We start from the raw sequence: 21,627 nt of genomic DNA, 5'->3' as shown, positions 1-21,627 counted from the left end.
TCCTAACGCCCATTCCCGATATAGGGTGACTGGTCAAGGAAAGGGTTGCGCCTTGTGAGCGCGAGCAGCAATCCGCAGCACAGACACAGCGCTAGTGTTGACGATCCGCCATAGCTGATGAACGGCAAGGTCATGCCCTTGGATGGGAAAATGCCGAGGTTCACCGCGATGTTGATCATCGCCTGCCCGCAGAATTGCGCGGCTAGACCGGTGACTGCGAGCAGGATGAACTGGTCCTGTTCATCGAGCATGCGGATGACAACGCGGACGAGGATTGCAAAGAACAGCACCGCGATGACCATGCAGGCGAGAAGGCCGAATTCCTCCCCCACCACCGAGAAGATATAGTCGGTATGCGCCTCCGGCAGGGAGAATTTGCGGGTGCCAAGCCCCGGGCCGGTACCGATCAAGCCGCCCGCGGTAAGGGTAGCCATCGCCAGCTTGTCGTGGGTGATACCCTCGGTGCCGAAAATCCAGGCGTCAATGCGCTGCTGGGCGACCGGGTAGAAATTATAGGCCGAGACAATCCCCACCACCCCGGCGACCGCGCTGGACCAGAGCATTTTTGCCTGCACGCCCGACACCATCATCAAAGCAAACCAGATACCGCAGAACAAAATGGTTTGCCCAAGGTCGGGTTGGAGCATCAGTGCGCCGCAAATCAGCGCGGTAAAGCCCATGGTGATGATCCGCACCGGCAAAGTGGGATCGCGTTGCCGCCAACTGATGATCCACGCCATCGTCACGGCATAACAGGGCTTCAGAAATTCGGAGGGCTGGAAACTTGCCGGGCCAAGCCCGAACCAACGCTGTGCCCCGTTCACTTCCTTGCCCAATATGGGAACCAGAAGGAGCAGAAACAGGAAAACGCAAAAGCCACCAAGTGCAATGCGTTTCGCCTGTTCGCGCGGGTACATCGAGATCACGAACATGAAGGGCACGCCAATCGCGACCCAAGCGAGCTGTTTGTAGAAGAAGTAGAGCGGGCTGAGCGATTCCGTATCGGTTGAGAGGCGGCGCGCGGTTGCTGGCGAACCGGCGGCAACCGCGATCAATCCGATGGCAATCAGCACAAGGATCAGCGAAAGCAAAACACGGTCCAGTTCCCAGAACCAGATGCTCAATGGAGAGCGGTCACCGCGCCCCAGCCGATTTGAAAGATCGCGTTTGCCGCCAAATCCCGGCGGCAGGCTGTTCCCGTTGCCCTTCAAAATACCGAACATCAGCTACCCCTGTTGCGCAATGCAGCCACTATCTCCCGGAATGTGTCGCCCCGGTGTTCGAAATCGCGAAATTGGTCAAATGAGGCGCAGGCGGGCGAGAGCAGCACGGTTTCACCCGGCTGCGCCGCCGCGGAGGCGGCCTCAGTTGCGGCCTTGAGGTCTGCATATTCGCTGACCGCGACCTTGCCCTTCAGGATCGCCGCAAGCTTTGCTCCATCCTCGCCAAAGGCATAAGCCGCGCGGACATTGCCGATATGCGGCAGGCAGGCATCGAGATCGTCGCCCTTTGCCTGACCACCAAGCAGCCAGTGGATCGCCGGATATGCGCCCAATGCCGGTGCGGTCGAGGTCGGGTTGGTTGCCTTGCTGTCATTGACGAACAATATGCCGCCAACTTCGCCCAACCGCTCCATCCGATGGGCAAGGCCGGGATAGCTTGCAAGCCCGCGCTCAATCGTTTCGGAATTGAGCCCGATCGCTTCGCACGCCGCAATGGCGCACGCGACATTCTGCGCATTGTGCGGGCCTTGCAGCGAGGGCCAGCGTGATTGGTCCGTGATATTCTTGGCCGAAACACGCCGTAGCCGGTGGTGGATACGGCTGGCAATCATCCGGCAGGGATCGTCATCAACCGCGACCACCGACACCTTGTCGGCATGCTGCATGTGGAACAACCGTTCCTTGGCAGCGGCATAATCAAGGAAACTGTCATAGCGATCGAGATGGTCGGGGGTGATGTTGGTGAGCACTGCGACATCGCAATCGAGGCTGTGCGTGAGGTCGATCTGGTAACTCGACAGTTCGAGCACATAGACTCCGCCTTCGGGCAAGGGCTGCTGCGACAGGATCGGCAGGCCGATATTCCCGCCCATCAGCGACGGCAGCCCAGCGGTCTGCATCATATGGTGCAGCAAGGCTGTGGTGGTTGATTTGCCGTTGGTGCCGGTGATGCCAATCACCTTGTGCGGCGGCAATGAAGCGCGGGCCAAGGCGAACAGTTCGATATCGCCGATGATCGGCACATTGGCATCGCGCGCCTTGTTGGCAATCGGGTGGGTGTTGAGCGGCACGCCGGGTGAGAGCACCAGCCCGTCAAAGCTGGAAAGGTCGATTTCCATCGGATCGGCAAAGCGGACGTCGCCTTCGACTTGCGCCCTTGCCTCTTCCTTGCTGTCCCAGGCAGTTACCTCTGCCCCGCTCGCGACCAGGCTGCGCACAGTGGCAAGGCCCGACCTTGCGAGGCCGAGCACTGCATAGCGTTTGCCGCGAAAGGCGTCGGATGTGATCATCTGAGCTTGAGCGTTGCCAATCCTGCAAGGGCGAGCACAAAGGAGATGATCCAGAAGCGGATAACGACGGTCGATTCCGGCCAGCCCAATTGTTCGAAATGGTGGTGGATAGGCGCCATGCGGAACACGCGCCGCCCGGTGCGTTTGAACCAGAAGACCTGGATGATCACCGACAGAGCCTCGACCACGAACAGGCCGCCGATAATCGCGAGGACAAATTCATGGTGCGCGACGACCGCGATTGCGCCCAGCGTGCCGCCAAGGGCAAGGCTGCCAGTGTCGCCCATGAACACCGCCGCTGGCGGAGCATTGAACCACAGGAAAGCCAGCCCTGCCCCGATGATCGCTCCGCACAAAATGGCAAGGTCACCTGCGCCTAGGAAGAACGGAATTCCCAGATATTCGGCATAGCGCGCATTGCCGACCAGATAGGCGATCAGCATGAAAGCAAGCGATGCAATGATCACGGGCATGGTGGCGAGGCCATCGAGACCATCGGTCAGGTTCACCGCATTGCCGAACGCCACAATCACGAATGCCCCGAAAATGATGTACCAATAGCCAAGGTCAACGACGGGGCCATTGACGAAGGGAAAATAGAGTTTGCCGCCCGACTGGTGGACGATCAGCGCCACCGCGCCACCTGCGATCAGGAATTCGAGTAGCAAGCGAACCTTACCCGAAACCCCTGCCGTGCTGCGCTTTTTCACCTTGTCATAATCGTCCATGAAGCCGACGAGGCCGAAACCGAGCATCACGACAATGCATGCCCAGACATAGCTATTCGACAGGTCCATCCAAAGCAGCATCGATATTGCAATCGAGGTCAGGATCATCAGCCCGCCCATCGTCGGCGTGCCAACCTTGGCGAGGTGCGTTTGCGGGCCATCCGAGCGAATGGGCTGGCCTTTGCCCTGGCGCACGCGCAGCATGTTGATGAATTTCGGCCCGATGATCAGGCCGATCACAAATGCCGTCCCCACTGCCGCGCCAGAGCGGAAAGTGAGGTAACGAAACAGGTTCAGGAAACCCGCAAAATCGAAATATTGCGCGAGCCAGTAAAACATCAATCCCCTCCGCCGAGCATGTCCTCGACCACCGCGGATAGACCCACGGAATTCGACCCTTTTATCAATATTGCATCGCCGCCGCGAACTTCGCTGCGAAGCCGCTGCGACGCTTCGGCAACCGAGGCGCAATGGGCGAATTTGCCCGCCCAGGCAACATCACCAGCCAACGCTTTGGCGAGCGGAGCCATCTCCTCACCGACAAGCAGCAACATATTTACATTTGCCGCCTCGATTGGCTGTTTGAGTTCGGTGTGGAACATGGCCGATTGTTCGCCCAATTCCTTCATCGCACCCAGCACCGCAATCCGCCGTTCGGCGCGGGCATTGCCCAGCCCCGTCAGCGTTGCGGCCATTGAGGCGGGGTTGGCGTTATAGCTTTCGTCGATCAGCAGGGCTTCACCACCGGCGACCCGCACACGATGCCGCGCTCCGCGCCCCTTTAGCCCGCCCATATCGGCCAGCGCCAGTCCGGCAACCGCAAGATCCGCGCCTGCAGCCTGCACCGCGGCCAGAACCGCGAGCGAATTGGAAACCCAATGGTCGCCGGGTTGCGACAGTTCATATTGCAGCATCGCACCGGGCAATTGCGCAGTCACCAGGCTGCCACCATTGGCGCTGGCGAGATGATCGATGCAGCGCACATCTGCACCTTGATTGAAGCCAAAGCTGATAATGCGCGCGGCATGCTGCTCTGCCTTTGCCCGCAAACGGGCATAATGGCGGCTGTCGAACGGTATGATGGCAGTGCCATCGGGTTCGAGCCCCTCGAAAATCTCACCCTTCGCGTCGGCTATCGCCTCTTCGCTGCCCAGATTTTCGATATGCGCCGGGGCAATCGTCGTGACGATGGCAATATGCGGCCGAACGAAACGGGTAAGCGCCGCGATTTCCTGCGCATGGTTCATGCCCATTTCGAACACGCCATATTCGGTTTCGCGTGGCATGCGCGAAAGGCTGAGCGGCACGCCGACATGGTTGTTGTAGCTTTTGACCGAACGGTGCGCCTTGCCGGGATTGCAGCGTTCGAGCGCGGCATAGAGCGCTTCCTTGGTGCCGGTTTTCCCCGCCGATCCTGTAACGCCGATGACCTTTGCGGTGACCCGCGCACGCGATGCAATGCCAAGCTGTTCGAGCGCACGCATCGTATCAGGAACCAGCACATGCGGCCCGTCAACCGGGCTGCTGACGACAGCACCGCTGGCGCCGCTGGCAAAGGCCTGCGCAACAAAACGATGCCCGTCCGCCTGCTCCCCCTTCATTGCGAAGAACAGGTCGCCCGGCCCGATTTCGCGCGAGTCAAAGGCGACGCCGTTGCATTCGAAATCCGCACTCGCCTGCCCGCCGGTTGCCGCAGCGATTTCCGCCGATGTCCAAAGCGGGCTCATGCCGCACACTCCCTTGCAACTTCAACATCGTCAAACGGATAGACCTTGTCGCCGATGATCTGGCCGACTTCGTGGCCCTTGCCAGCGATCATGACGATATCTTCGGCGGCGGCCTGGCGGATCGCTTCGGCGATGGCTTCGCGCCGATCACCAATGTCGAGCGCGGCAGGCGCACCCGCCAATACTTCGCGGCGAATGGCCGCAGGATCTTCGCTACGCGGATTGTCATCAGTAACGATCACGATATCGGCATCGCGCGCCGCAACCTGCCCCATCAAGGGCCGTTTGCCGGCATCGCGATCACCGCCCGCGCCGAAAACGAGGATCAGCTTGCCCTTTGTATGCGGGCGAAGTGCGGCGATCGCTGCTTCTAGTCCGTCGGGTGTGTGCGCATAATCGACATAAACAGGGGCACCGCTGCGGCTGATTGCCGCGCGTTCCAGCCGCCCGCGAACCGGTTGCAACCGCGCCAGATTGGCGATCACTTCCTCGGCATCGCAGCCGCTGGCAATTGCGATTCCGGCCGAAACCAAGGCATTGGCAGCCTGATAGGCACCTATCAGCGGCAGCTTGATCTTGCTGACCTCCCCCTGCACCGATATTTCCAGCGTCTGGCCAAGCTGGGTCGGCTCTCGCGAGAGCAATGTGATGCCCTGGCCTTGGGTGCCAACGGTGATCAGGCGCAGCGGGCGTTCCTTCGCGCGGGCAATGGCTTTTTGCGACCATTCATCGTCGGCCCAGATCACCGCCGTTGCGCCTTCAGCCGCCACTTCATCGAACAGCCGCATCTTGGCCTGGAAATAGGCGTCCATCGTACCGTGATAATCGAGATGGTCGCGGCTGAGATTGCTGAAACCGACGACCGAAACGGGCACACCCGCTATCCGGTACTGGTCGAGGCCGTGGCTCGATGCTTCGAAAATGGCGTGGGTCACGCCTTCGCGTTCCAGCCCTGCCATGTTCGACAGGAAGGTTACGATATCGGGGGTGGTAAGGCCCGTACGGACCTGTTCATCGGCGGTGGTGATGCCAAGCGTGCCAATCGAAGCGGCGTTGAACCCTGCCATGCGCCACAATTGGCGCGTCATTTCGACAGTGGAGGTTTTGCCATTCGTTCCGGTGATTGCTGCGACATGCGCAGGAAAAGGCGCGAAAAAGCGCGAGGCAATCATTGCAAAGGCTTTGCGCGGATTGGCATCGGCGATGTGGATCGCGCCTTCAACCTTGGCTTCCGGCCGTGCGACCACGGCGATTGCGCCTGCCTCTATTGCTGCGGGAATGAAATCCTCGCCATTGAAAGCAGCACCCTGGAAAGCGCCGAAAATCGTGCCGGGCGCAACCTTGCGGTTATCGATGGCAAATCCGGTTACGCGCGAAGAGCCGGCGTCTCCTGCCAGCTCACCGATCAAACTGTCGAGGCGCATCAGGTGCTCCCTTTGGGAGACCAAAGGAGCGGCATCAGTTCGGAAACGTCAACGTCGCGATGCGTGTCGGGGATGATGCCGAGTTGCGGGCCGATGCGCTCAACCGTCCGCTTCACAATCGGCGCTGCCGTGAAGCCGGCAGTGCGCTGGAACGCCGTTTCAGTGGTGCCCTTGGGTTCGTCTACCATAGCGATAATGATATAGCGGGGATTATCCATCGGGAAAGCCGCTGCGAAGGTCGAAACCACAAGATTCCGTGCATAACCTCCGGCATTCGGCTTTTCTGCAGACCCGGTTTTACCGCCAACACGATATCCAGGGGCATCAGCCTTCTTGCCGGTGCCATCGACGACGATCATGCGAAGCAGCTGGCGCATGCGCGCGCTGGTGGCGGCGCTGAACACGCGGCGGCTGACCGGCTTTTGCCCGGGCGTGAATTTCTTGAGCGTTGCCGGGTGCCACATACCGCCATTGACCATCGCGCCATAGGCCGAGGCAAGGTGTAGCGGCGTGACCGCCATGCCGTGGCCATAGCCGACGGTCATCGTTGTGATGCGGCCCCAGTCAGAGGGCCAGAGCGGCCGCGAACGTTCGGCAAGCTCTATCGAAGGCCGCTTGTCGAATTCAAGCGTGCGCAGCATCTGCTCCAGCCTTGTCCTGCCAAGATTGTCGGCAATGCGCGCGGTGACGATGTTGGAGCTGTGCACCAGCATTTCGGGGACGTTGAGCCAGCGGCCGGTGGGATGGCTGTCACGGATGCGGAAGCCGGCAACCTCCAATGGCGCCGTGGCATCATAGCGCAGCGAAAGATCACGCACCGTGCCCGCATCGAGCGCCGCCGCCACTGTTAGCGGCTTGAATGTGGAGCCCAGTTCGAAAACCCGGTTGGTAACGAAGTTGGTCTGGCGGCTGATCGGATAACGGCCGTCGACAATCATTTCACCATTGTCGGGAATGTTCGCAAAGATCGGGCGGTTGGGGTTGAACGAGGGCAGTGAAGCCATCGCCAGCACCTCACCCGTCCGCGAATCGAGGATAACGCCTGCCGCGCCCTTGGCATTCGAATCTTCCATCCCGCGCGCCAGTTCGAGCTCGAGTGCGGCCTGGATACGGACATCGAGCGAAAGTTCGACCGGTTTGCCGCGCGTTTCTTCACCGCGCAAATGATCGTCCATCACCCGTTCCATGCCGAGCGCGCCCTTGCCGTCGCGGCTGACAAAGCCGAGGACGTGCGCCGCCAGTTCATGTTGCGGGTAAAGGCGCGTGCTTTCGCGCGGGAATTCGATCGCAATTTCGCCAAGGTCGTGAACTGCCTTCACCTCTTCGGGCAAAGCGCGTTTGCGCAGGTATCCGGGGGCCTTGGCGGTCAGCTTGGCGTAGAATTCGGCTTCGGGTGTGTCGGGGAAGATACGCGCCAATCCCGCTGCCAATTCCTTAGGATCATTCACCAGATTGGCGGGCTTTACCCAAATCGCATAACCCTGGATCGTGCGGGCTAGCGGCGCGCCATTGCGATCGACGATATCGCCACGCTCCGGCACAAATTCGCTTGGCGTCGCGCCGAAAGCGCGGCTGCCTTCAAAGATGGCCAGCGTGGCGAGCCGCCCGATAACGAGCAACAGGAAAAGCCCGAACAGCCCCACCAGAACCAGCAGGCGCCAAAAGGCAATGGCGGCATGAACCCTCGTCGCATTTATCGCATGGCGGCTGTGTGGCCTTACGACGAAGGTAGTCATTACCGGCGACGCTCCTTCTCAGACTTGCTCTGGATTTCGCGCATCAGATTATCAGACAGCAGTTTGTCGTCCATGCGCGCAAGCCGTTCGGTGCGGGTTGCAGGTTCGGCAGCCTTGGCCTTGGTTTCCTTGGGTTTTTGCGCTTCAGTTGGCTGAACGGGCTTTGCATCGACCTTTTCAACCGACGTAACCGATCGGATCGCTGCGCTGGCATCTGCCAAGATCGACGATTCAGCCGCACCGCCGCCACCAATCTCACCAGCCGGCGTATCGACAGCGACTAGCACCGGTTTAACCAGCGGCTCCGAACCACTGAGGCTCGCAAGACCGCGTTCGCCATCGATGAACTGGTCGGCGCGCGGCGGTTCGTAACCATAGAGCAATTCGTTCCACTCCTCGAGCTGAGCCACGCTCGCACGGGTACGGATTTCGGCCTGCAGGAAGTTGATTTCCTGCTTGGTCTCAAGGATATCGCGGTCGATACGCGTCAAATCGCTGTGCAAAGCCGCAACGTTGAGCGACAGCGGATAGAGCAGCACTGCAACCATGAATACCAGCGCGAGCCATCCGAGATTCTTGAGGCGTTTCATCGCGAGCGTCATGCCGCCATCTCCTTGCTGGACCATGCTGGTGCGTCGGTTCGAATGGCAGAGCGCAGCGTCGAGGAGCGGGCACGGGGATTGGCCTCAATCTCGCGGGCGCTGGGGCGCACTGCCTTTGCCGGTTTTTCAAAAGTCGCCGCGCGCGCGGCTTTGACTATTGGCATATGGCGCGAACCGGTTGCGGTTGAACCGCTGCGATCGCGCAGGAATTGCTTCACGATGCGATCTTCAAGGCTGTGGAAGCTGACCACCGCAAGCCGGCCACCCGGTTTCAGAATACGCTCGGCGGCTTCAAGCCCTGCGGTCAGTTCATCGAGTTCGCGGTTGATATGGATGCGCAGCGCCTGGAAGGTCCGCGTTGCAGGATCCTTGGGCGCGCCCATCCGGTGACCCAAGGCCTTGCGCACCACATCGGCAAGCTTGGTGGTGGTATTGATCGGCCGCGCCGCGACGATCGCGCGGGCGATGCGACGCGATTTCGGCTCTTCACCATAAAGGTAGATGACATTGGCAATTTCGGCCTCGTCCGCCGAATTGACGAAATCCGCCGCACTTTCGCCCGACTGGCTCATCCGCATATCGAGCGGGCCGTCTTTCTGGAACGAGAAGCCGCGATCGGCCTGGTCGATCTGCATCGACGATACGCCGATATCGAGCACCACGGCATCGACCTGTTGCACGCCGCATTCGGCGAGCCTTTTATCCATTTCTGAAAAGCAGGCGGAGTGGAAGCGCAAAGCACCGCCACTCCGCTCTGCAAGGTCAGCACCCGCTGCGGCAGCATAGGGATCGCGATCAAAAGCATGAACGCGTGCACCCGCAGCCAGGATAGCCCGGCTGTAACCACCAGCACCGAAAGTGCCATCCACGACGTCTGAACCTGGGGTGATGGCCAGAGCGTGAATTACTTCATCCAGAAGGACTGGAATATGGGGGGAAGGCTGCGTCATTTGCCGCGCCTCCCATGCTCGCCCAGCCAATATTCCAGCTCTTCGCGAACATGCGCAAAGGCGGGCGGGGCGGAATCCATGAACACATCAGGATTCCAGAGCATGAAATGAGTCGTCGCGCCGAAGAAGAAGGCCTTCTCGCCGAGCTTGCCGAAATGGCGCAGCATCGGCTGCAACACGAAGCGGCCGCTGCTTTCAAACGCGGTTTCGAAGATCGAGGAGGCAACGACGCCGGCGCTCTCACGGTCGAATTCGCCGCCGCGCTGCACCGCTGCCTGCCATTGGGTTTCGATATCTGCCCGCAATTTCTGGCGCTCGGCGCGGCCATAACCGATCAGGCAGGGAAGATTGGGGTGGCGCGAGATGCAGACAATGTTCTCGCCAGAGGATTCAGCAACTGTGTCGCGAAGCTCGGCCGGGATGGTGACGCGCCCTTTGGCATCGATCGTCGATAGTCCGGAACCGGCATAGACAACGAATGCGGACACAGTCTTGAAACACCCCTTCCCTTGGGCGCAATCCACCGTCCGCTAAAGCGCAACGCCTTCGCGTTGACGTTCTCTTGAACGCAACAAATTGGATTTCACCCCGATAAGGATGTTCCTTATCAAGGGATTTCGTGGGTGAAAAGAGGGATTCTATGGGAATTTTTGGGCTTAGCGTATCACTGTATTGTTTTTATTGTATTTTTTGTTTTGCATTCCCTTCTCTATCGCTCGACCCGCGTTAACAGTTACAATTTGACGACAATCCTATTCCATTGTTTTTAATGTATATTTTTAAAAGTCGATTTCGACTGCCCAGATTATTCCAGAATTTCCCCACGCTGTCCCACAAGCCTGCGACCCCGTTCGAGTCGGTCCAAAAGCTGCATCGTCCAGTCCATATTCGGTGAACTGTCGCCGCCAGGTAAAGCAGACTGCCATAGCGCGCTGTGCAGCAAGTCGGCATCGGCGACCAATATCACCTGCCCTTTCCCCGGCCGACACTCCGCCACCAGCCCGCCTTCGGCAATACGACAATTGCCTGAACCTGATTTCAGCGCCAGCCATTGCCCTGGTGAAATCGTGCGGAGTTGCTGCTTGCCAACTTTGGCCTCGGTTTCCGATGTGGTGGCATCGGGATCGATGGGCAGCACCAGTTCGAGCCCCCAATGCGCGAACAGCGGCGAGTGCATCGACGTGAACAGCGGACGCGCCGGATCGCCGAAGGGAAGTTCGCTTGGCCATTGCAAGGCGGGATCGGCAAAGAACAGCAACCGCCCACCTGCCTGTACCCAATGATCGAGGCGCGCCAGCTCTTCAGGCGTGAAGGGGCGCGGCTGGACGAGCATCGCGACCTTGGCCTTGGCTGCCTGCAACTGCGCAACATTATCCACCATGATGATCTGGCGATCCTGATCCAGGCGCACAAACAGCGGGTCCGACTTGCCTTCGCCGCGTGCAACGGCCCCAAGATCGGCAGACCCCCATTGCAGGTCGATGCTCGACATCATGACCATTGGACGGTCTTGCACAGGCTGGCTGCGGCTTTGCCACCACCATACAATCGCGATGCCAACATTCAGGGTGATCAAGAGCAGCGCCGGCAAGGCGCGGTTGCGCAGCACCATGGCGTCAGTTCGGGGCGCGCTGTTTTGACTTGGGTTCTTCCTCTGCACCGACAGAGGGGGTGACGCCCAGCTCGGCGAGCGGTTCATCCTTGGGCTGTTTGCCATCCTTGCGATCGGTCACGGTCGAAGCCTGTGTCGGCTTCATGTTGCTATCCGCACGGTCGAGGATCATGTTCGCGATCGAAACAAATAACAGCACGGCCACAAGGCCAAGCAGGCCTACCTGTATGCGCTGCACAGCGGATTGTGCCGGACGTGCCATGGCCCGATTAAAGCCCAATCAATCGGCTTTGTCCAGTTGCCATGGCATTGGCGGCAATCCCTTCGACTGCATCCAAACGGGATTGTAGAGCGTCGAAAGATAGCGGAATCCGGTGTCGCACAGGATGGTGGCTATCCGGTGCCCCGGGCCGAGCTGCTTTGCCAGTTCAACCGCGCCGGCAACGTTGATGCCCGAAGAAAGGCCCAGACAAAGCCCCTCTTCTGCCAGCAAACGGCGGACCCAGACCAGGCCTTCTTCATCAGAGATGCGGAACTGCGTGTCGATAGGCGCGCCATCGAGATTTGCGGTAATCCGCCCCTGCCCGATACCTTCGGCAACCGAATTGCCTTCCGCGCGCAATTCGCCATGCGCATAATAGTTATACAGCGCTGCGCCATGCGGATCGCTGAGGGCGATCGTCACATTTTCATCGCGCGCTTTGAGGCCAAGGCCAACACCGGCAATCGTACCGCCGGTTCCCGCGGCACAGGTAAAGCCATCGACGCGGCCCTCCATCTGATCCCAGATTTCTTCGGCAGTTGTTTCGATATGCGCGCGGCGATTGGCGATATTGTCAAACTGGTTCGCCCAGATCGCATTGTCGGTTTCCTCGGCAATGCGACGCGAAGTGTGCACGAAATGTCCGGGGTTGGAAAAGGGCGCGGCGGGCACGAGGACGAGCTGGGCGCCCAGCGCGCGCAGCGTATCCTTTTTCTCCTGGCTTTGCGTTTCCGGCATGACGATGATCGTCTTGTAACCCAGCGCATTGCCGACCAACGCCAGACCGATACCGGTATTGCCCGCCGTGCCTTCGACAATGGTGCCGCCCGGCTTCAACGTCCCCTGCTCTTCCGCGTCGCGGACGATGAACAAGGCTGCGCGATCCTTCACCGATGCGCCGGGGTTGGCAAATTCGCACTTCCCGTAAATCTCGCATCCGGTGGCTTCGCTTGGCCCCTTCAAAAGGACGAGCGGGGTGTTGCCGATAAGGTCCAGGCTGTTTGGCGTCGCTTTCATAACCCCTCAGGTAGTTTCGGATGGAACAAGACGCAAGCGATGGCGACTTTTCGAGCAAGAAGTTCGCCTTTGCATATCGCCTTGCAGTTCATCGCGCAGAAGCAGCGATTTGTCGACGACGCCTAATTGGGTATTGTTATACTATATCATTTCATCTAGCAGACGCGCAAACAAGACAATGGAATAACAAATGAAAACCCTTTTCCGTACCAGTGCAGCGACCTCAATTCTCGCTCTCTCCCTTATCTCCTCCCCCGCTTTTGCGCAGCAACAGGCGGAACAGGATGTGGCCGATGATGACTTTCACCGCACAGGCGAAATCGTCGTCACCGCGCCCTATTTTGAACGGCTTGACCTGCTGGCGGGCACGTCGGCGCTGTCGGGTGAAGAGTTGGCACAGCAATCGCGCGGCCAGATTGGCGACACGCTGCTCTCGCTTCCCGGTGTTTCGGCAACCAGCTTCACACCCGGATCGTCACGCCCGGTGCTGCGCGGTTTCCAGGGCAATCGCGTCGCGGTGCTGACCGATGGCATTGGCAATATCGACGCTTCGAATACCTCCGCCGACCATGCAGTGACGATTGAATCGCTGACCACCGAGCGCATCGAAGTGCTGCGCGGACCTGCCGTCTTGCTGTTTGGCGGCCAGGCAGTGGGTGGTGCGGTGAATGCTATCGACAAGCGTATCCCGCGCGCAATTCCCAAGGAAGCGGCCCATGTCGATGCGCTGGCAGGCTATGGCAGCGCTGCCGATGAATGGTCGGCTGGTGCGTCGGTTGACGTTCCGGTTACCGATCGCCTGGTGGTCCATGCCGATGGCAGCTATCGCAAAAGCGATGACCTGCGCATCTCGGGTTACCAATTGTCGTCCGTTCTGCGCGACGAGGTTTTCGACCTTGCCGATGAAGAAGAAGCAGAAGGCGAACTCGACGAGGCAGAAGAGCTGCGTGAAGCCGCCGAGAATCGCGGACGGGTTCCCAACAGTGCGGTGGAAACCTGGACTGCAGGCATCGGCACCGCCTTCATCGACGATGGCGGCAATCTGGGCGTTTCGTTCAGCATCTATGATACCAAATATGGCATTCCCGGACGCCCCGGCGTTGGCCATCATGAAGAAGCGACCGCAGCCGGTGAGCAAGTTTCAATGGCTGAGGCTGGCGAAGAAGCGGTTACCATCGGCCTGCGTCAATATCGCGCCGACATCCGTGGCGAAGTCGAAACCGGAGGCGGCTTCCTTGAAAAGCTGACTTTCCGGGCCGGCTATGCCGATTATGAACACACCGAATTCGAAGGCGATGAAATCGGCACTGTATTCAGGAGCAACGGCTTTGAAGCCCGCGCCGAAGCGGTGCAGGCCAATCGCGATGGTTGGCGCGGTGCAAGCGGCATCCAGTACCTGTCGCGGGATTTCGAAGCGATTGGTGCCGAAGCTTTTGTTCCGCCCAACCGTACCCGCCAATTGGGATTGTTCTCGCTGCAGGAGTTCGATCTGGGCGGGCTGCACTTAGAAGCAGCGTTGCGTTATGACCGGGTCAAGCAGGAAGCGCAGACGCTCGGCATCACGCGCAATTTCAACAATGTATCGGCTGCCTTTGGCCTGGCTTATTTGATCGGCGATTTGAAAATCGGCATCAACGCTTCGCGCACAGGCCGAGCGCCTGCAGTCGAAGAGCTGTTTTCAGACGGGCCGCACATCGCAACCCAAGCCTATGAAATCGGCGATCCCGATCTGCGCAGCGAAAAGGCCTGGAATGCGGAGCTATATGCGCGTTTCGACAGCAGCAATGTCGACGCGACGGTCACCGTCTACTCGAACTGGTTCGATGGCTTCATCTATGAAGACGCCACCGGCGCAGAAGAAGACGACCTGCCCGTTTTCCAATATTTCCAGAGCGATGCTCGTTTCTGGGGCTTTGAGGCCGATGTCTCTGCACGCCTTGGCCGTGTCGGCGGTTTCGATTTCGTCGTTGATGGCGTTGCCGATTACACCCGCGCCTCGATCTCCAACGGCGGTGGCCCCGTTCCGCGTATACCGCCGCTTCGCCTCCTGGGTGGCGTTGAACTGCAAAGCGGCAGCCTTGACCTTCGTGGAGAGGTTGAATGGGCGGACGATCAGCGGCGCAATGCCACTTTTGAAACCGAAACCGCAGGCTTCACGCTGGTCAATGCATCAGCAAGCTGGCGCCCCTTCGGTCGTGACCGCAACATCGCGCTGATCGCGTCGGTGAACAACATCTTCAACGTTTCCGCGCGACGTGCCGCTTCCTTCACCAAGGATTATGTACCTCTGGCCGGCCGTGATTTCCGAGTAACGGCACGTATCAGCTTTTAATTGCATTTGACTCATCAGGCGTTCAGCATTGTCCTTCCAAGATAGGCTGGACGCCAACAACAAGAGGACAGAGTCATGCGCAAGATAATCGCCGCCTCCATCGTCGCAGCATCGCTTTTGCTGTCGGCTTGCAACACTGTGAAGGGCTTGGGACGCGATATTGAATCGGTCGGCCAGGCAGGTGACGAGGCTATTTAAGCGGTCTCTGGCTCTTCACTTGCAGCGCCGCCTTCGGTCTTTTCGCGGCGGCGCTGGGTGAACCAGATCGCGACAAGCGCCAGCTCGTAGAGCAGGCAAAGCGGAACAGCGAGCAGCAATTGAGAGACCACGTCGGGCGGGGTCAACACCGCTGCAACCGCGAAAGCGCCTACAATGGCGTAGCGACGCCCGGCTTTGAGCTGGTCGCGCGTTACTATCCCTGCACGTTCGAGCAGCATCAGCAATACCGGCAACTGGAATGCGACGCCGAAGCCGAAAATGAAGGTTGTCGCAAAGCTCAGATAATTGCCTACACCGGGCAACGCTTCCTGCGTCACGCCGCCAACAGTCCCTTCAAAACCAAGCAGGAAGCGCAGCGCCACCGGCATCGCACCGAAATAGGCCATGCTCGCACCCAGCGCGAACAGCACCGGCGTCATCAGCAGGAAGGGCAGGAACGCCTTCTTCTCGTTGCGATACAGCCCGGGGGCGACAAAGCGCCAGATTTGCGTCGCGAACACCGGGAAGCTGAGCATCAATGCGGCGAACAGGCCGACCTTCACCTGCACGAAAAATGCCTCAAAAATATCGGTGTAAATCAGCTTGTCCTGCCCGACATTTTTGAGCGGCTGGACCAGCCAGCCATAAATCGGCTCTGCAAAATAAAAGCACACGCCAAAGGATATGGCGAGCGCCGCCACGCACCAGAGCAGCCGGTTGCGCAGCTCGACCAGATGATCGAGCAACGGCATCTTGCTGTCGTCGATATCCTTCATGGCTGCGGCTCGGCCTTGGGCGGGCTGTTATCCGCCGGATCCGCAGCGACCTCTGGCGGCGGCAGCGAATCATATTCGCGCACCGGCGGATGTTCGCGCATGATGCGCTCATTTTCCGCTGCCCACTTTTTCTCGAGCTCTTCCAGTTCGGACTGGCGCACCATCTCGTCTATACCGCTGCGGAAATGCGAAGCCATCCGGCGCGCCTTGCCAACCCATTGGCCGACATGACGCAACACGCGCGGCAGGTCTTTGGGGCCGATCACCAGCAAGGCGACCAGCGCGACCAAAAGCAATTCGCCGGATGCGATATCGAACATGCGGGTTCAGCCCGGGATCAGGGGATCAGTTTGTCTTGTCCGCCTGTTTTTCGGCATCAACAACGGTGCCTTGTGCATTGTCGATGCGCGGTGCGGGCTTTGCCTCATCGTCTTCGGCCATGCCCTTTTTGAAGCTTTTGATGCCCTTGGCGACATCGCCCATCATGTCCGAAAAGCGACCTTTGCCGAACAGCAACAGGATGATGATGCCGACGACCAGCCAATGCCAGATGCTGAAACTACCCATTTTTCAAACTCCTCGTGCGGGGGCTTCCCCAATTGCTGCACGCCAGCAGCCTTGTTGCTAATGGGATTTAAGCGCTTTCCTCGCCAATTTCCAGTTCGCTCTCGCCTTCTTCCGGCATATCGCCACTTTCGACGGCAGAAAGCCCCTGAAACCCTTCGAGCGCAAGGTCGACCGGATCGAGCAGACCTGCCGCTTTAAGGTCGGATAGACCGGGCAGATCGCGGCGCGACGCCAATCCGAAATGCGTCAGAAATTCGCCTGTCGTCGCGTAGATCAAAGGCCGTCCCGGCACTTCGCGGCGACCTGCCGGGCGGACCCAGCCTGCTTCCATCAGCACATCGAGCGTGCCTTTTGAAATCTGCACGCCGCGAATGGCCTCAATTTCCGCGCGGCTGACGGGTTCGTGGTAGGCAATGATCGCCAGCGTTTCGACCGCGGCGCGGCTCAATTTGCGGCTTTCCTCGCGTTCGCGGCGCAGCAAATGCGCCAGATCGGCGGCAGTCTGAAAATGCCAGGTTTTGCCGCGCTTGACGAGTTCGACACCGCGGCCCTGATAATGTTCTTCCAACTTGCCGAGCGCGCCAGGAACATCGACCTCTTCGCCGACATAAGCGCGGATCTGTTCGATTGTCATCGGGGCTTCGGATGCGAACAAGGTCGCTTCGACCGCCCTAACCGCCGGATCATGTTCGATCATCATGCTTTTGCCCCTGCCCGCGACTTGACCATCAACGGCCCGAAATTCGCTTCCTGCTGCAACTCCACCCGCCCCTGTTTAGCCAGTTCCAGCATGGCGAGGAAACTCGATGCCAGTGCCGAACGGCGCAATGCCGGTTCGGCATCGGGGGGCAGGAATGCCTCCAACTGCGTCCAATCGAGCGCATGGCCGAGCATGGCGGAAACGCGGTCGAGCGCCTCTTCAAGCGTCATCACCGCGCGCCGCTTGACCACATGCATCACCGGTGCATTGCGCGCCTGGATCTGGCCATAGGCGGAAATCAGTTCGAAGAAATTGCAATCCCATGCGGTGGTGCGCACCACGCGCAACCCTTCGGGGGCGCCGCGCGTGAAGATATCGCGCCCGATCCGGTCGCGCGCCATCAACCGCGCGCCGCTCTCACGCATCGCGTTCAACCGCTCAAGCCGAAGCTGCAGCCGCAGCGCCAATTCTTCGGGCGACGGATCGATTTCCGGGTCTTTGGGCAGCAACAGTGCCGATTTCAAATATGCCAGCCAGGCTGCCATCACGAGGTAATCGGCCGCCAATTCAAGCTTCAGCGCGCGGGCATTTTCGATGAAACCCAGATATTGCTCAACCAGTTGCAGGATCGAAATCTGCCGCAGGTCGACCTTCTGCGTGCGGGCAAGTGTGAGCAATAGGTCGAGCGGACCTTCCCAGCCATCGATGTCTATGGTCAGTCGTTCGCTGTCGTCCGCGACTTCCGGCGGCGCGGTTTCGCCCGCTTCGAATTCAAGGTCTTCGTCTAGGCCCATGACGCGCCTGTTTCCGCATTGGTAGCCTTTGCATCGGCAACATGCACAGCCAATCCCAATAATTCGTCGCGCTTGGCAAGCAGGAAGTCGAGCCGCTGCTGATCAAACGCCACCGAAGGCAACGCTGCTCTTGCTGCATCAACCCGTCGCCGGGCATCTTCGGAAATGTCCGGTAACCGGTTGGCGATAGCGACCATCTCGTCCAACCTGCCCCAGCAATTGAGCGCAACGTCGCAGCCGGCTGCGATGCAATCCACCGCATGGGTCGGCACGTCGCCCTTCAGGGCTTTCATTTCGAGATCGTCGCTCATCAACAGGCCATCGAAGCCGATTTCGCCGCGAATGATATCGTGGATGACGGTGGGCGACATGGTGGCGCACCGCTCATTGTCCCATGCATCATAGACCAGATGTGCGGTCATCCCCATCGTCGCGCCGTTGAGCGCGCGAAACGGTGCAATATCCGCTTCAAGTTCTTCGCGCGTGGCATGGACATGGGGCAGTTCGAAATGGCTGTCGACGATCGCGCGGCCATGCCCGGGCATATGCTTGATAACACCAGCCGCGCCGCCCTTGTGGAGCCCGTCGAGCACCGCACGGCCGAGCGCAGCGACACGCACCGGATCAAAACCCATCGCCCGATCGCCAATGGCTGCCGTTGTGTCGGCTACGCGGACATCGAGGACAGGCAGGAAATTGACGGTGATCCCAACCTCGTTGAGCACCAATCCCAATGCCTCTGCATTGACCCGCGCAGCCTCAATCGCGGTCATCGCGGAAATATCGTATAGTGCGTCAAAAGCCGAGCCGGGCGGAAATGCGGGCCATGTCGGGGGTTGCATGCGCATCACCCGGCCGCCTTCCTGATCGACGAAGATCAGCACGTCGTCGCGCCCGTGGAGCGAGCGGAGCGAATCCGTCAATGCACGCAACTGTTCCCGGTCGCGGATGTTGCGCCTGAACAATGTGTAACCGACGGGATCGACTTCAGCGAACAGGGCCCGTTCGTCGCTGGTCAGTTCTTCGCCGGACAGCCCGAATATGACTGGTTTCATGACTGGACCGAACTCCGAATTTCCACGGCAAAAGGCTAGGTCAGCTTCGCCCTACTGACAAGCGCGTCACTCGGCCCCGAAGGTGAAAACTGTGCAAAACCGCAAAAAATAGGCCGTGGAGCGATGCCCCGCTCCACGGCCGAAAATGCCTTCATCCCCCAATGAAGGCAAATCCGCCTGACGGCGATTACTTGACCACCATGCAATTCTCGCCAGCCGCCTTCAGCTTGGCACACAATTGCTGGGCGGCAGCCGGGTTCGCGGCCACTGCCTGGAGTCGATAAACCTTGCGTCCGCCTTCGGCCGCGCCTTCGGCGATGCGGCGGTTAAGGCCGGAAAGGAAACCAAAACGCTTGCCCATGGCCGCCCATGCCTGGTCAGCCTTGGCGGAATCGCTGAACGCGCCAAGCTGGACAAAGCCAGCGCCTGCAGGGGTTGCACCCTGCGCCTGCGGGGCTGCGACAGGTGCCGGCGCTGGCGCTTGGGCAGCAGCCTTAGCCTTGGCAGGATCGATCGATACTTCGACTTTCTTGCCCTCGCTCGCGGCAAAGGCGGCATCGCCCTCACCTTCAAAGCTCTTGCCCTCACGGTCGGTCGGGGCGACCTTATAGTCGCCTTCCTGCGCGGCAATCAGTTCGCCATTGCCCGATGCCCCGCCCGATTGGCTGCGCTGGATCCAGTAAATGCCACCAACAATCGCCGCGAGCAGCGCGAGGCCAGCGAGAACCAAACCGGCAACCTTCAGCGGTGAAGCGGTCTCTTCATATTCGTAGCCATCGGCGGTTTCGAGCCAAGGCAAGCGATCCGCATCGTCCAACCCCAAATCTTCATCGCGATCGTTGTCGGTCATCGCTTTCAATCCCTCTGGTCACAGTCGATTCACTTTTGCCCACTTACATCTGCGTTGCGGCGTCCACTCCCATCAAACGCAGACCGTTGCGAATAACCTGCCCCAAAGTTTCTGCCAAGAAAAGTCTCGCGCTGCTGAGTTCGGGCGATTGTGCCAATATGAAGCGCTTGTCGGGCTGGTCGTTACCCAGGTTCCAATAAGCATGGAATGCCGCCGCCAAATCGCCGAGGAAAAAGGCGATGCGATGCGGTTCGCCGGCCTTGGCCGCTGCCTCGACCACGCGCGGCAGGTTTGCCGCTTCGCGTACCAGCGACAATTCCTCTGCGCCCAGCAGGTTCAAATGGTCAGAGCCAGGCTTGAAGCCCTCCTCCGCCTCTGCCTTGCGCAGCGTCGAACAGATGCGCGCATGGGCATATTGGACGTAGAATACCGGATTGTCCTTTGACGCTTCGACGACCTTGGCGAAGTCAAAATCCATCTGTGCATCCGCCTTGCGGGTCAGCATGGTGAAGCGCACGACATCCTTACCCACTTCACGCACGACGTCCGCGAGCGTGACGAAATTGCCCGCGCGTTTCGACATCTTGATCGGCTCGCCACCGCGCAGCAGGCGCACCATCTGCACCAGCTTGACGTCGAACTCGGCCTTGCCTTCGGTCAGCGCTGCAACCGCTGCCTTGATACGCTTCACGGTACCGGCATGGTCGGCACCCCAAATATCGATCAGCCAGTCGGCATTTTGCGCTTTCTGGAAGTGATAGGCCATGTCGGCGCCGAAATAGGTCCAGCTGCCATCCGATTTGCGGATCGGTCGATCCTGGTCGTCGCCAAATTGGGTCGATTTGAACAGCGGCAGCGTCACCGGCTCCCAATCGGGGTCGGGTTCGCCCTTGGGCGGCTCAAGTTCACCATCATAAACAAGGCCCCGCTCGCGCAGGAAGGCTTCAGCGGCTTCAGGTTTCTTCGCCCGCTGCACTTCGGCTTCTGATGCGAAGATGTCGTGGTGGATGCCGAGCAGCGCGAGATCGGACCGGATCATCTCCATCATCATCGCGACTGCAGTCTGGCGGAAAAGCACCAGCCATTCACCCTCGGCAGCACCGACAAATTTGTCGCCATGTTCAGCCGCCAGTTTCTGGCCAACGGGCACGAGATAATCACCGGGATAGAGCCCCTCGGGGATTTCGCCCACATCCTCGCCCAACGCTTCGCGATACCGCAGGTGCGCCGAACGCGCGAGCACGTCAACCTGTCCGCCGGCATCGTTGACATAATATTCGCGCGTCACCTTATAGCCGGCAAATTGCAGCAAATTGGCCAGTGCATCACCGACAACCGCGCCGCGGCAATGGCCCATATGCATCGGCCCCGTGGGGTTCGCCGAGACATATTCGACATTGACGGTCTTGCCCTCACCCAGGCTAGAGCGGCCATAATCATCACCTTGCGTGGCGATGGTGCGCAGCTCTTCAATCCAGATTGACGGGTCGAGTTTGAGGTTGAGGAAACCCGGCCCGGCAATGTCCACTGCAGTCACGCCGCTGACTTTGGCGAGTTCAGCCGCAATCGCCTCTGCCAATGCGCGTGGATTGCTGCCAGCCGGCTTTGCCAGCACCATCGCGGCGTTGGTGGCAAGGTCGCCATGTGCGGCATCGCGGGGCGGCTCGACAGTCACAGCCTTGCGGTCGAGCCCGGCGGGGAGTGTTCCTGCCGTTTCAAGTGCGTCGAGCGCGGCGTTCACATGGGCGGCAAATTGGACAAAGAGGGTCACTATTTTCTTTTCCT

The 21,627-nt window shown here is 59.7% G+C and carries 22 protein-coding genes; 2 read left to right on the top strand and 20 right to left on the bottom strand.

Annotated elements, in window-relative coordinates; translation table 11 throughout:
• Positions 1-2: 2 nt before the first annotated feature.
• The 12 genes from ACFSAG_RS00970 to ACFSAG_RS00915 form a co-directional block, all read right to left on the bottom strand.
• Complete coding sequence (locus ACFSAG_RS00970; RefSeq protein WP_374614554.1) at positions 3-1,223, bottom strand: FtsW/RodA/SpoVE family cell cycle protein; 1,221 nt, start codon at positions 1,221-1,223, stop codon at positions 3-5.
• Positions 1,223-2,512, bottom strand: coding sequence for a UDP-N-acetylmuramoyl-L-alanine--D-glutamate ligase (gene murD, locus ACFSAG_RS00965; RefSeq protein ID WP_381510662.1), 1,290 nt, complete (start codon positions 2,510-2,512; stop codon positions 1,223-1,225). Before murD ends, ACFSAG_RS00970 begins: the two co-directional genes overlap by 1 nt.
• Positions 2,509-3,579: a phospho-N-acetylmuramoyl-pentapeptide-transferase gene (gene mraY, locus ACFSAG_RS00960; RefSeq protein WP_374614552.1), complete on the bottom strand. Its 1,071-nt coding sequence runs from the start codon at positions 3,577-3,579 to the stop codon at positions 2,509-2,511. The genes murD and mraY overlap by 4 nt, the downstream gene beginning before the upstream one ends.
• Positions 3,579-4,967: a UDP-N-acetylmuramoyl-tripeptide--D-alanyl-D-alanine ligase gene (locus ACFSAG_RS00955; RefSeq protein WP_381510660.1), complete on the bottom strand. Its 1,389-nt coding sequence runs from the start codon at positions 4,965-4,967 to the stop codon at positions 3,579-3,581. The genes mraY and ACFSAG_RS00955 overlap by 1 nt, the downstream gene beginning before the upstream one ends.
• Positions 4,964-6,391 carry a UDP-N-acetylmuramoyl-L-alanyl-D-glutamate--2,6-diaminopimelate ligase gene (locus tag ACFSAG_RS00950; protein ID WP_381510657.1) on the bottom strand — a complete coding sequence of 476 codons (1,428 nt, stop codon included), beginning with the start codon at positions 6,389-6,391 and terminating at the stop codon, positions 4,964-4,966. Before ACFSAG_RS00950 ends, ACFSAG_RS00955 begins: the two co-directional genes overlap by 4 nt.
• Positions 6,391-8,127, bottom strand: a complete 1,737-nt coding sequence (locus ACFSAG_RS00945; RefSeq protein WP_381510655.1) for a peptidoglycan D,D-transpeptidase FtsI family protein — start codon at positions 8,125-8,127, stop codon at positions 6,391-6,393. The genes ACFSAG_RS00950 and ACFSAG_RS00945 overlap by 1 nt, the downstream gene beginning before the upstream one ends.
• The gene (locus tag ACFSAG_RS00940; protein WP_381510653.1) at positions 8,127-8,729 is read right to left on the bottom strand and encodes a hypothetical protein; all 603 of its coding nucleotides are present in this window, start codon (positions 8,727-8,729) and stop codon (positions 8,127-8,129) included. The genes ACFSAG_RS00945 and ACFSAG_RS00940 overlap by 1 nt, the downstream gene beginning before the upstream one ends.
• Positions 8,726-9,679, bottom strand: coding sequence for a 16S rRNA (cytosine(1402)-N(4))-methyltransferase RsmH (gene rsmH, locus ACFSAG_RS00935; protein ID WP_381510651.1), 954 nt, complete (start codon positions 9,677-9,679; stop codon positions 8,726-8,728). The genes ACFSAG_RS00940 and rsmH overlap by 4 nt, the downstream gene beginning before the upstream one ends.
• The gene (locus ACFSAG_RS00930; protein ID WP_374614545.1) at positions 9,676-10,167 is read right to left on the bottom strand and encodes a division/cell wall cluster transcriptional repressor MraZ; all 492 of its coding nucleotides are present in this window, start codon (positions 10,165-10,167) and stop codon (positions 9,676-9,678) included. Before ACFSAG_RS00930 ends, rsmH begins: the two co-directional genes overlap by 4 nt.
• Positions 10,168-10,484: 317 nt before the next feature.
• Entirely contained in the window at positions 10,485-11,255 is a 771-nt protein-coding gene (locus tag ACFSAG_RS00925) for a DUF4350 domain-containing protein (protein WP_381510648.1), read from the bottom strand.
• A 40-nt stretch (positions 11,256-11,295) separates the two neighbouring features.
• Positions 11,296-11,553: a hypothetical protein gene (locus ACFSAG_RS00920; RefSeq protein WP_381510646.1), complete on the bottom strand. Its 258-nt coding sequence runs from the start codon at positions 11,551-11,553 to the stop codon at positions 11,296-11,298.
• An 18-nt stretch (positions 11,554-11,571) separates the two neighbouring features.
• Entirely contained in the window at positions 11,572-12,570 is a 999-nt protein-coding gene (locus ACFSAG_RS00915) for a cysteine synthase A (RefSeq protein ID WP_374614542.1), read from the bottom strand.
• A gap of 190 nt (positions 12,571-12,760) precedes the next feature.
• On the opposite strand from ACFSAG_RS00915, the gene ACFSAG_RS00910 reads away from it, so the two are divergent.
• A complete protein-coding gene (locus ACFSAG_RS00910) occupies positions 12,761-14,902 on the top strand; it encodes a TonB-dependent receptor (protein ID WP_381510644.1) in 2,142 nt (713 codons plus the stop codon).
• A 75-nt stretch (positions 14,903-14,977) separates the two neighbouring features.
• Complete coding sequence (locus tag ACFSAG_RS00905; protein WP_374614540.1) at positions 14,978-15,100, top strand: entericidin A/B family lipoprotein; 123 nt, start codon at positions 14,978-14,980, stop codon at positions 15,098-15,100.
• On the opposite strand, the gene tatC is transcribed toward ACFSAG_RS00905, so the two are convergent.
• The 8 genes from tatC to argS form a co-directional block, all read right to left on the bottom strand.
• The gene (gene tatC / locus ACFSAG_RS00900; RefSeq protein WP_381510641.1) at positions 15,097-15,876 is read right to left on the bottom strand and encodes a twin-arginine translocase subunit TatC; all 780 of its coding nucleotides are present in this window, start codon (positions 15,874-15,876) and stop codon (positions 15,097-15,099) included. The two genes, ACFSAG_RS00905 and tatC, sit on opposite strands and share 4 nt — an antisense overlap.
• On the bottom strand, positions 15,873-16,196 hold the full coding sequence (gene tatB / locus ACFSAG_RS00895; RefSeq protein ID WP_381510639.1) for a Sec-independent protein translocase protein TatB: 324 nt from the start codon (positions 16,194-16,196) through the stop codon (positions 15,873-15,875). Before tatB ends, tatC begins: the two co-directional genes overlap by 4 nt.
• 25 nt (positions 16,197-16,221) lie before the next feature.
• The gene (locus tag ACFSAG_RS00890) at positions 16,222-16,443 is read right to left on the bottom strand and encodes a twin-arginine translocase TatA/TatE family subunit (RefSeq protein ID WP_374614535.1); all 222 of its coding nucleotides are present in this window, start codon (positions 16,441-16,443) and stop codon (positions 16,222-16,224) included.
• A gap of 67 nt (positions 16,444-16,510) precedes the next feature.
• Positions 16,511-17,143, bottom strand: coding sequence for an SMC-Scp complex subunit ScpB (gene scpB, locus ACFSAG_RS00885; protein WP_381510637.1), 633 nt, complete (start codon positions 17,141-17,143; stop codon positions 16,511-16,513).
• On the bottom strand, positions 17,140-17,937 hold the full coding sequence (locus ACFSAG_RS00880; RefSeq protein ID WP_381510635.1) for a segregation and condensation protein A: 798 nt from the start codon (positions 17,935-17,937) through the stop codon (positions 17,140-17,142). Before ACFSAG_RS00880 ends, scpB begins: the two co-directional genes overlap by 4 nt.
• Positions 17,928-18,992, bottom strand: coding sequence for a beta-N-acetylhexosaminidase (gene nagZ, locus ACFSAG_RS00875; protein WP_381510633.1), 1,065 nt, complete (start codon positions 18,990-18,992; stop codon positions 17,928-17,930). Before nagZ ends, ACFSAG_RS00880 begins: the two co-directional genes overlap by 10 nt.
• 187 nt (positions 18,993-19,179) lie before the next feature.
• Positions 19,180-19,842, bottom strand: a complete 663-nt coding sequence (locus ACFSAG_RS00870; protein WP_381510631.1) for an SPOR domain-containing protein — start codon at positions 19,840-19,842, stop codon at positions 19,180-19,182.
• A gap of 43 nt (positions 19,843-19,885) precedes the next feature.
• Positions 19,886-21,613 (bottom strand): arginine--tRNA ligase, encoded by a 1,728-nt coding sequence (argS, locus tag ACFSAG_RS00865; protein WP_381510629.1) that lies wholly within the window; start codon positions 21,611-21,613, stop codon positions 19,886-19,888.
• Positions 21,614-21,627 lie beyond the last annotated feature (14 nt).

Origin of the sequence: Sphingorhabdus buctiana, from assembly GCF_042680825.1 — a bacterium.
GTDB classification, from domain to species: Bacteria; Pseudomonadota; Alphaproteobacteria; order Sphingomonadales; family Sphingomonadaceae; genus Sphingorhabdus_B; species Sphingorhabdus_B buctiana.
Note: the sequence above shows the minus strand (reverse complement) of the source record. Positions and strands in the feature narration are given on the sequence as shown.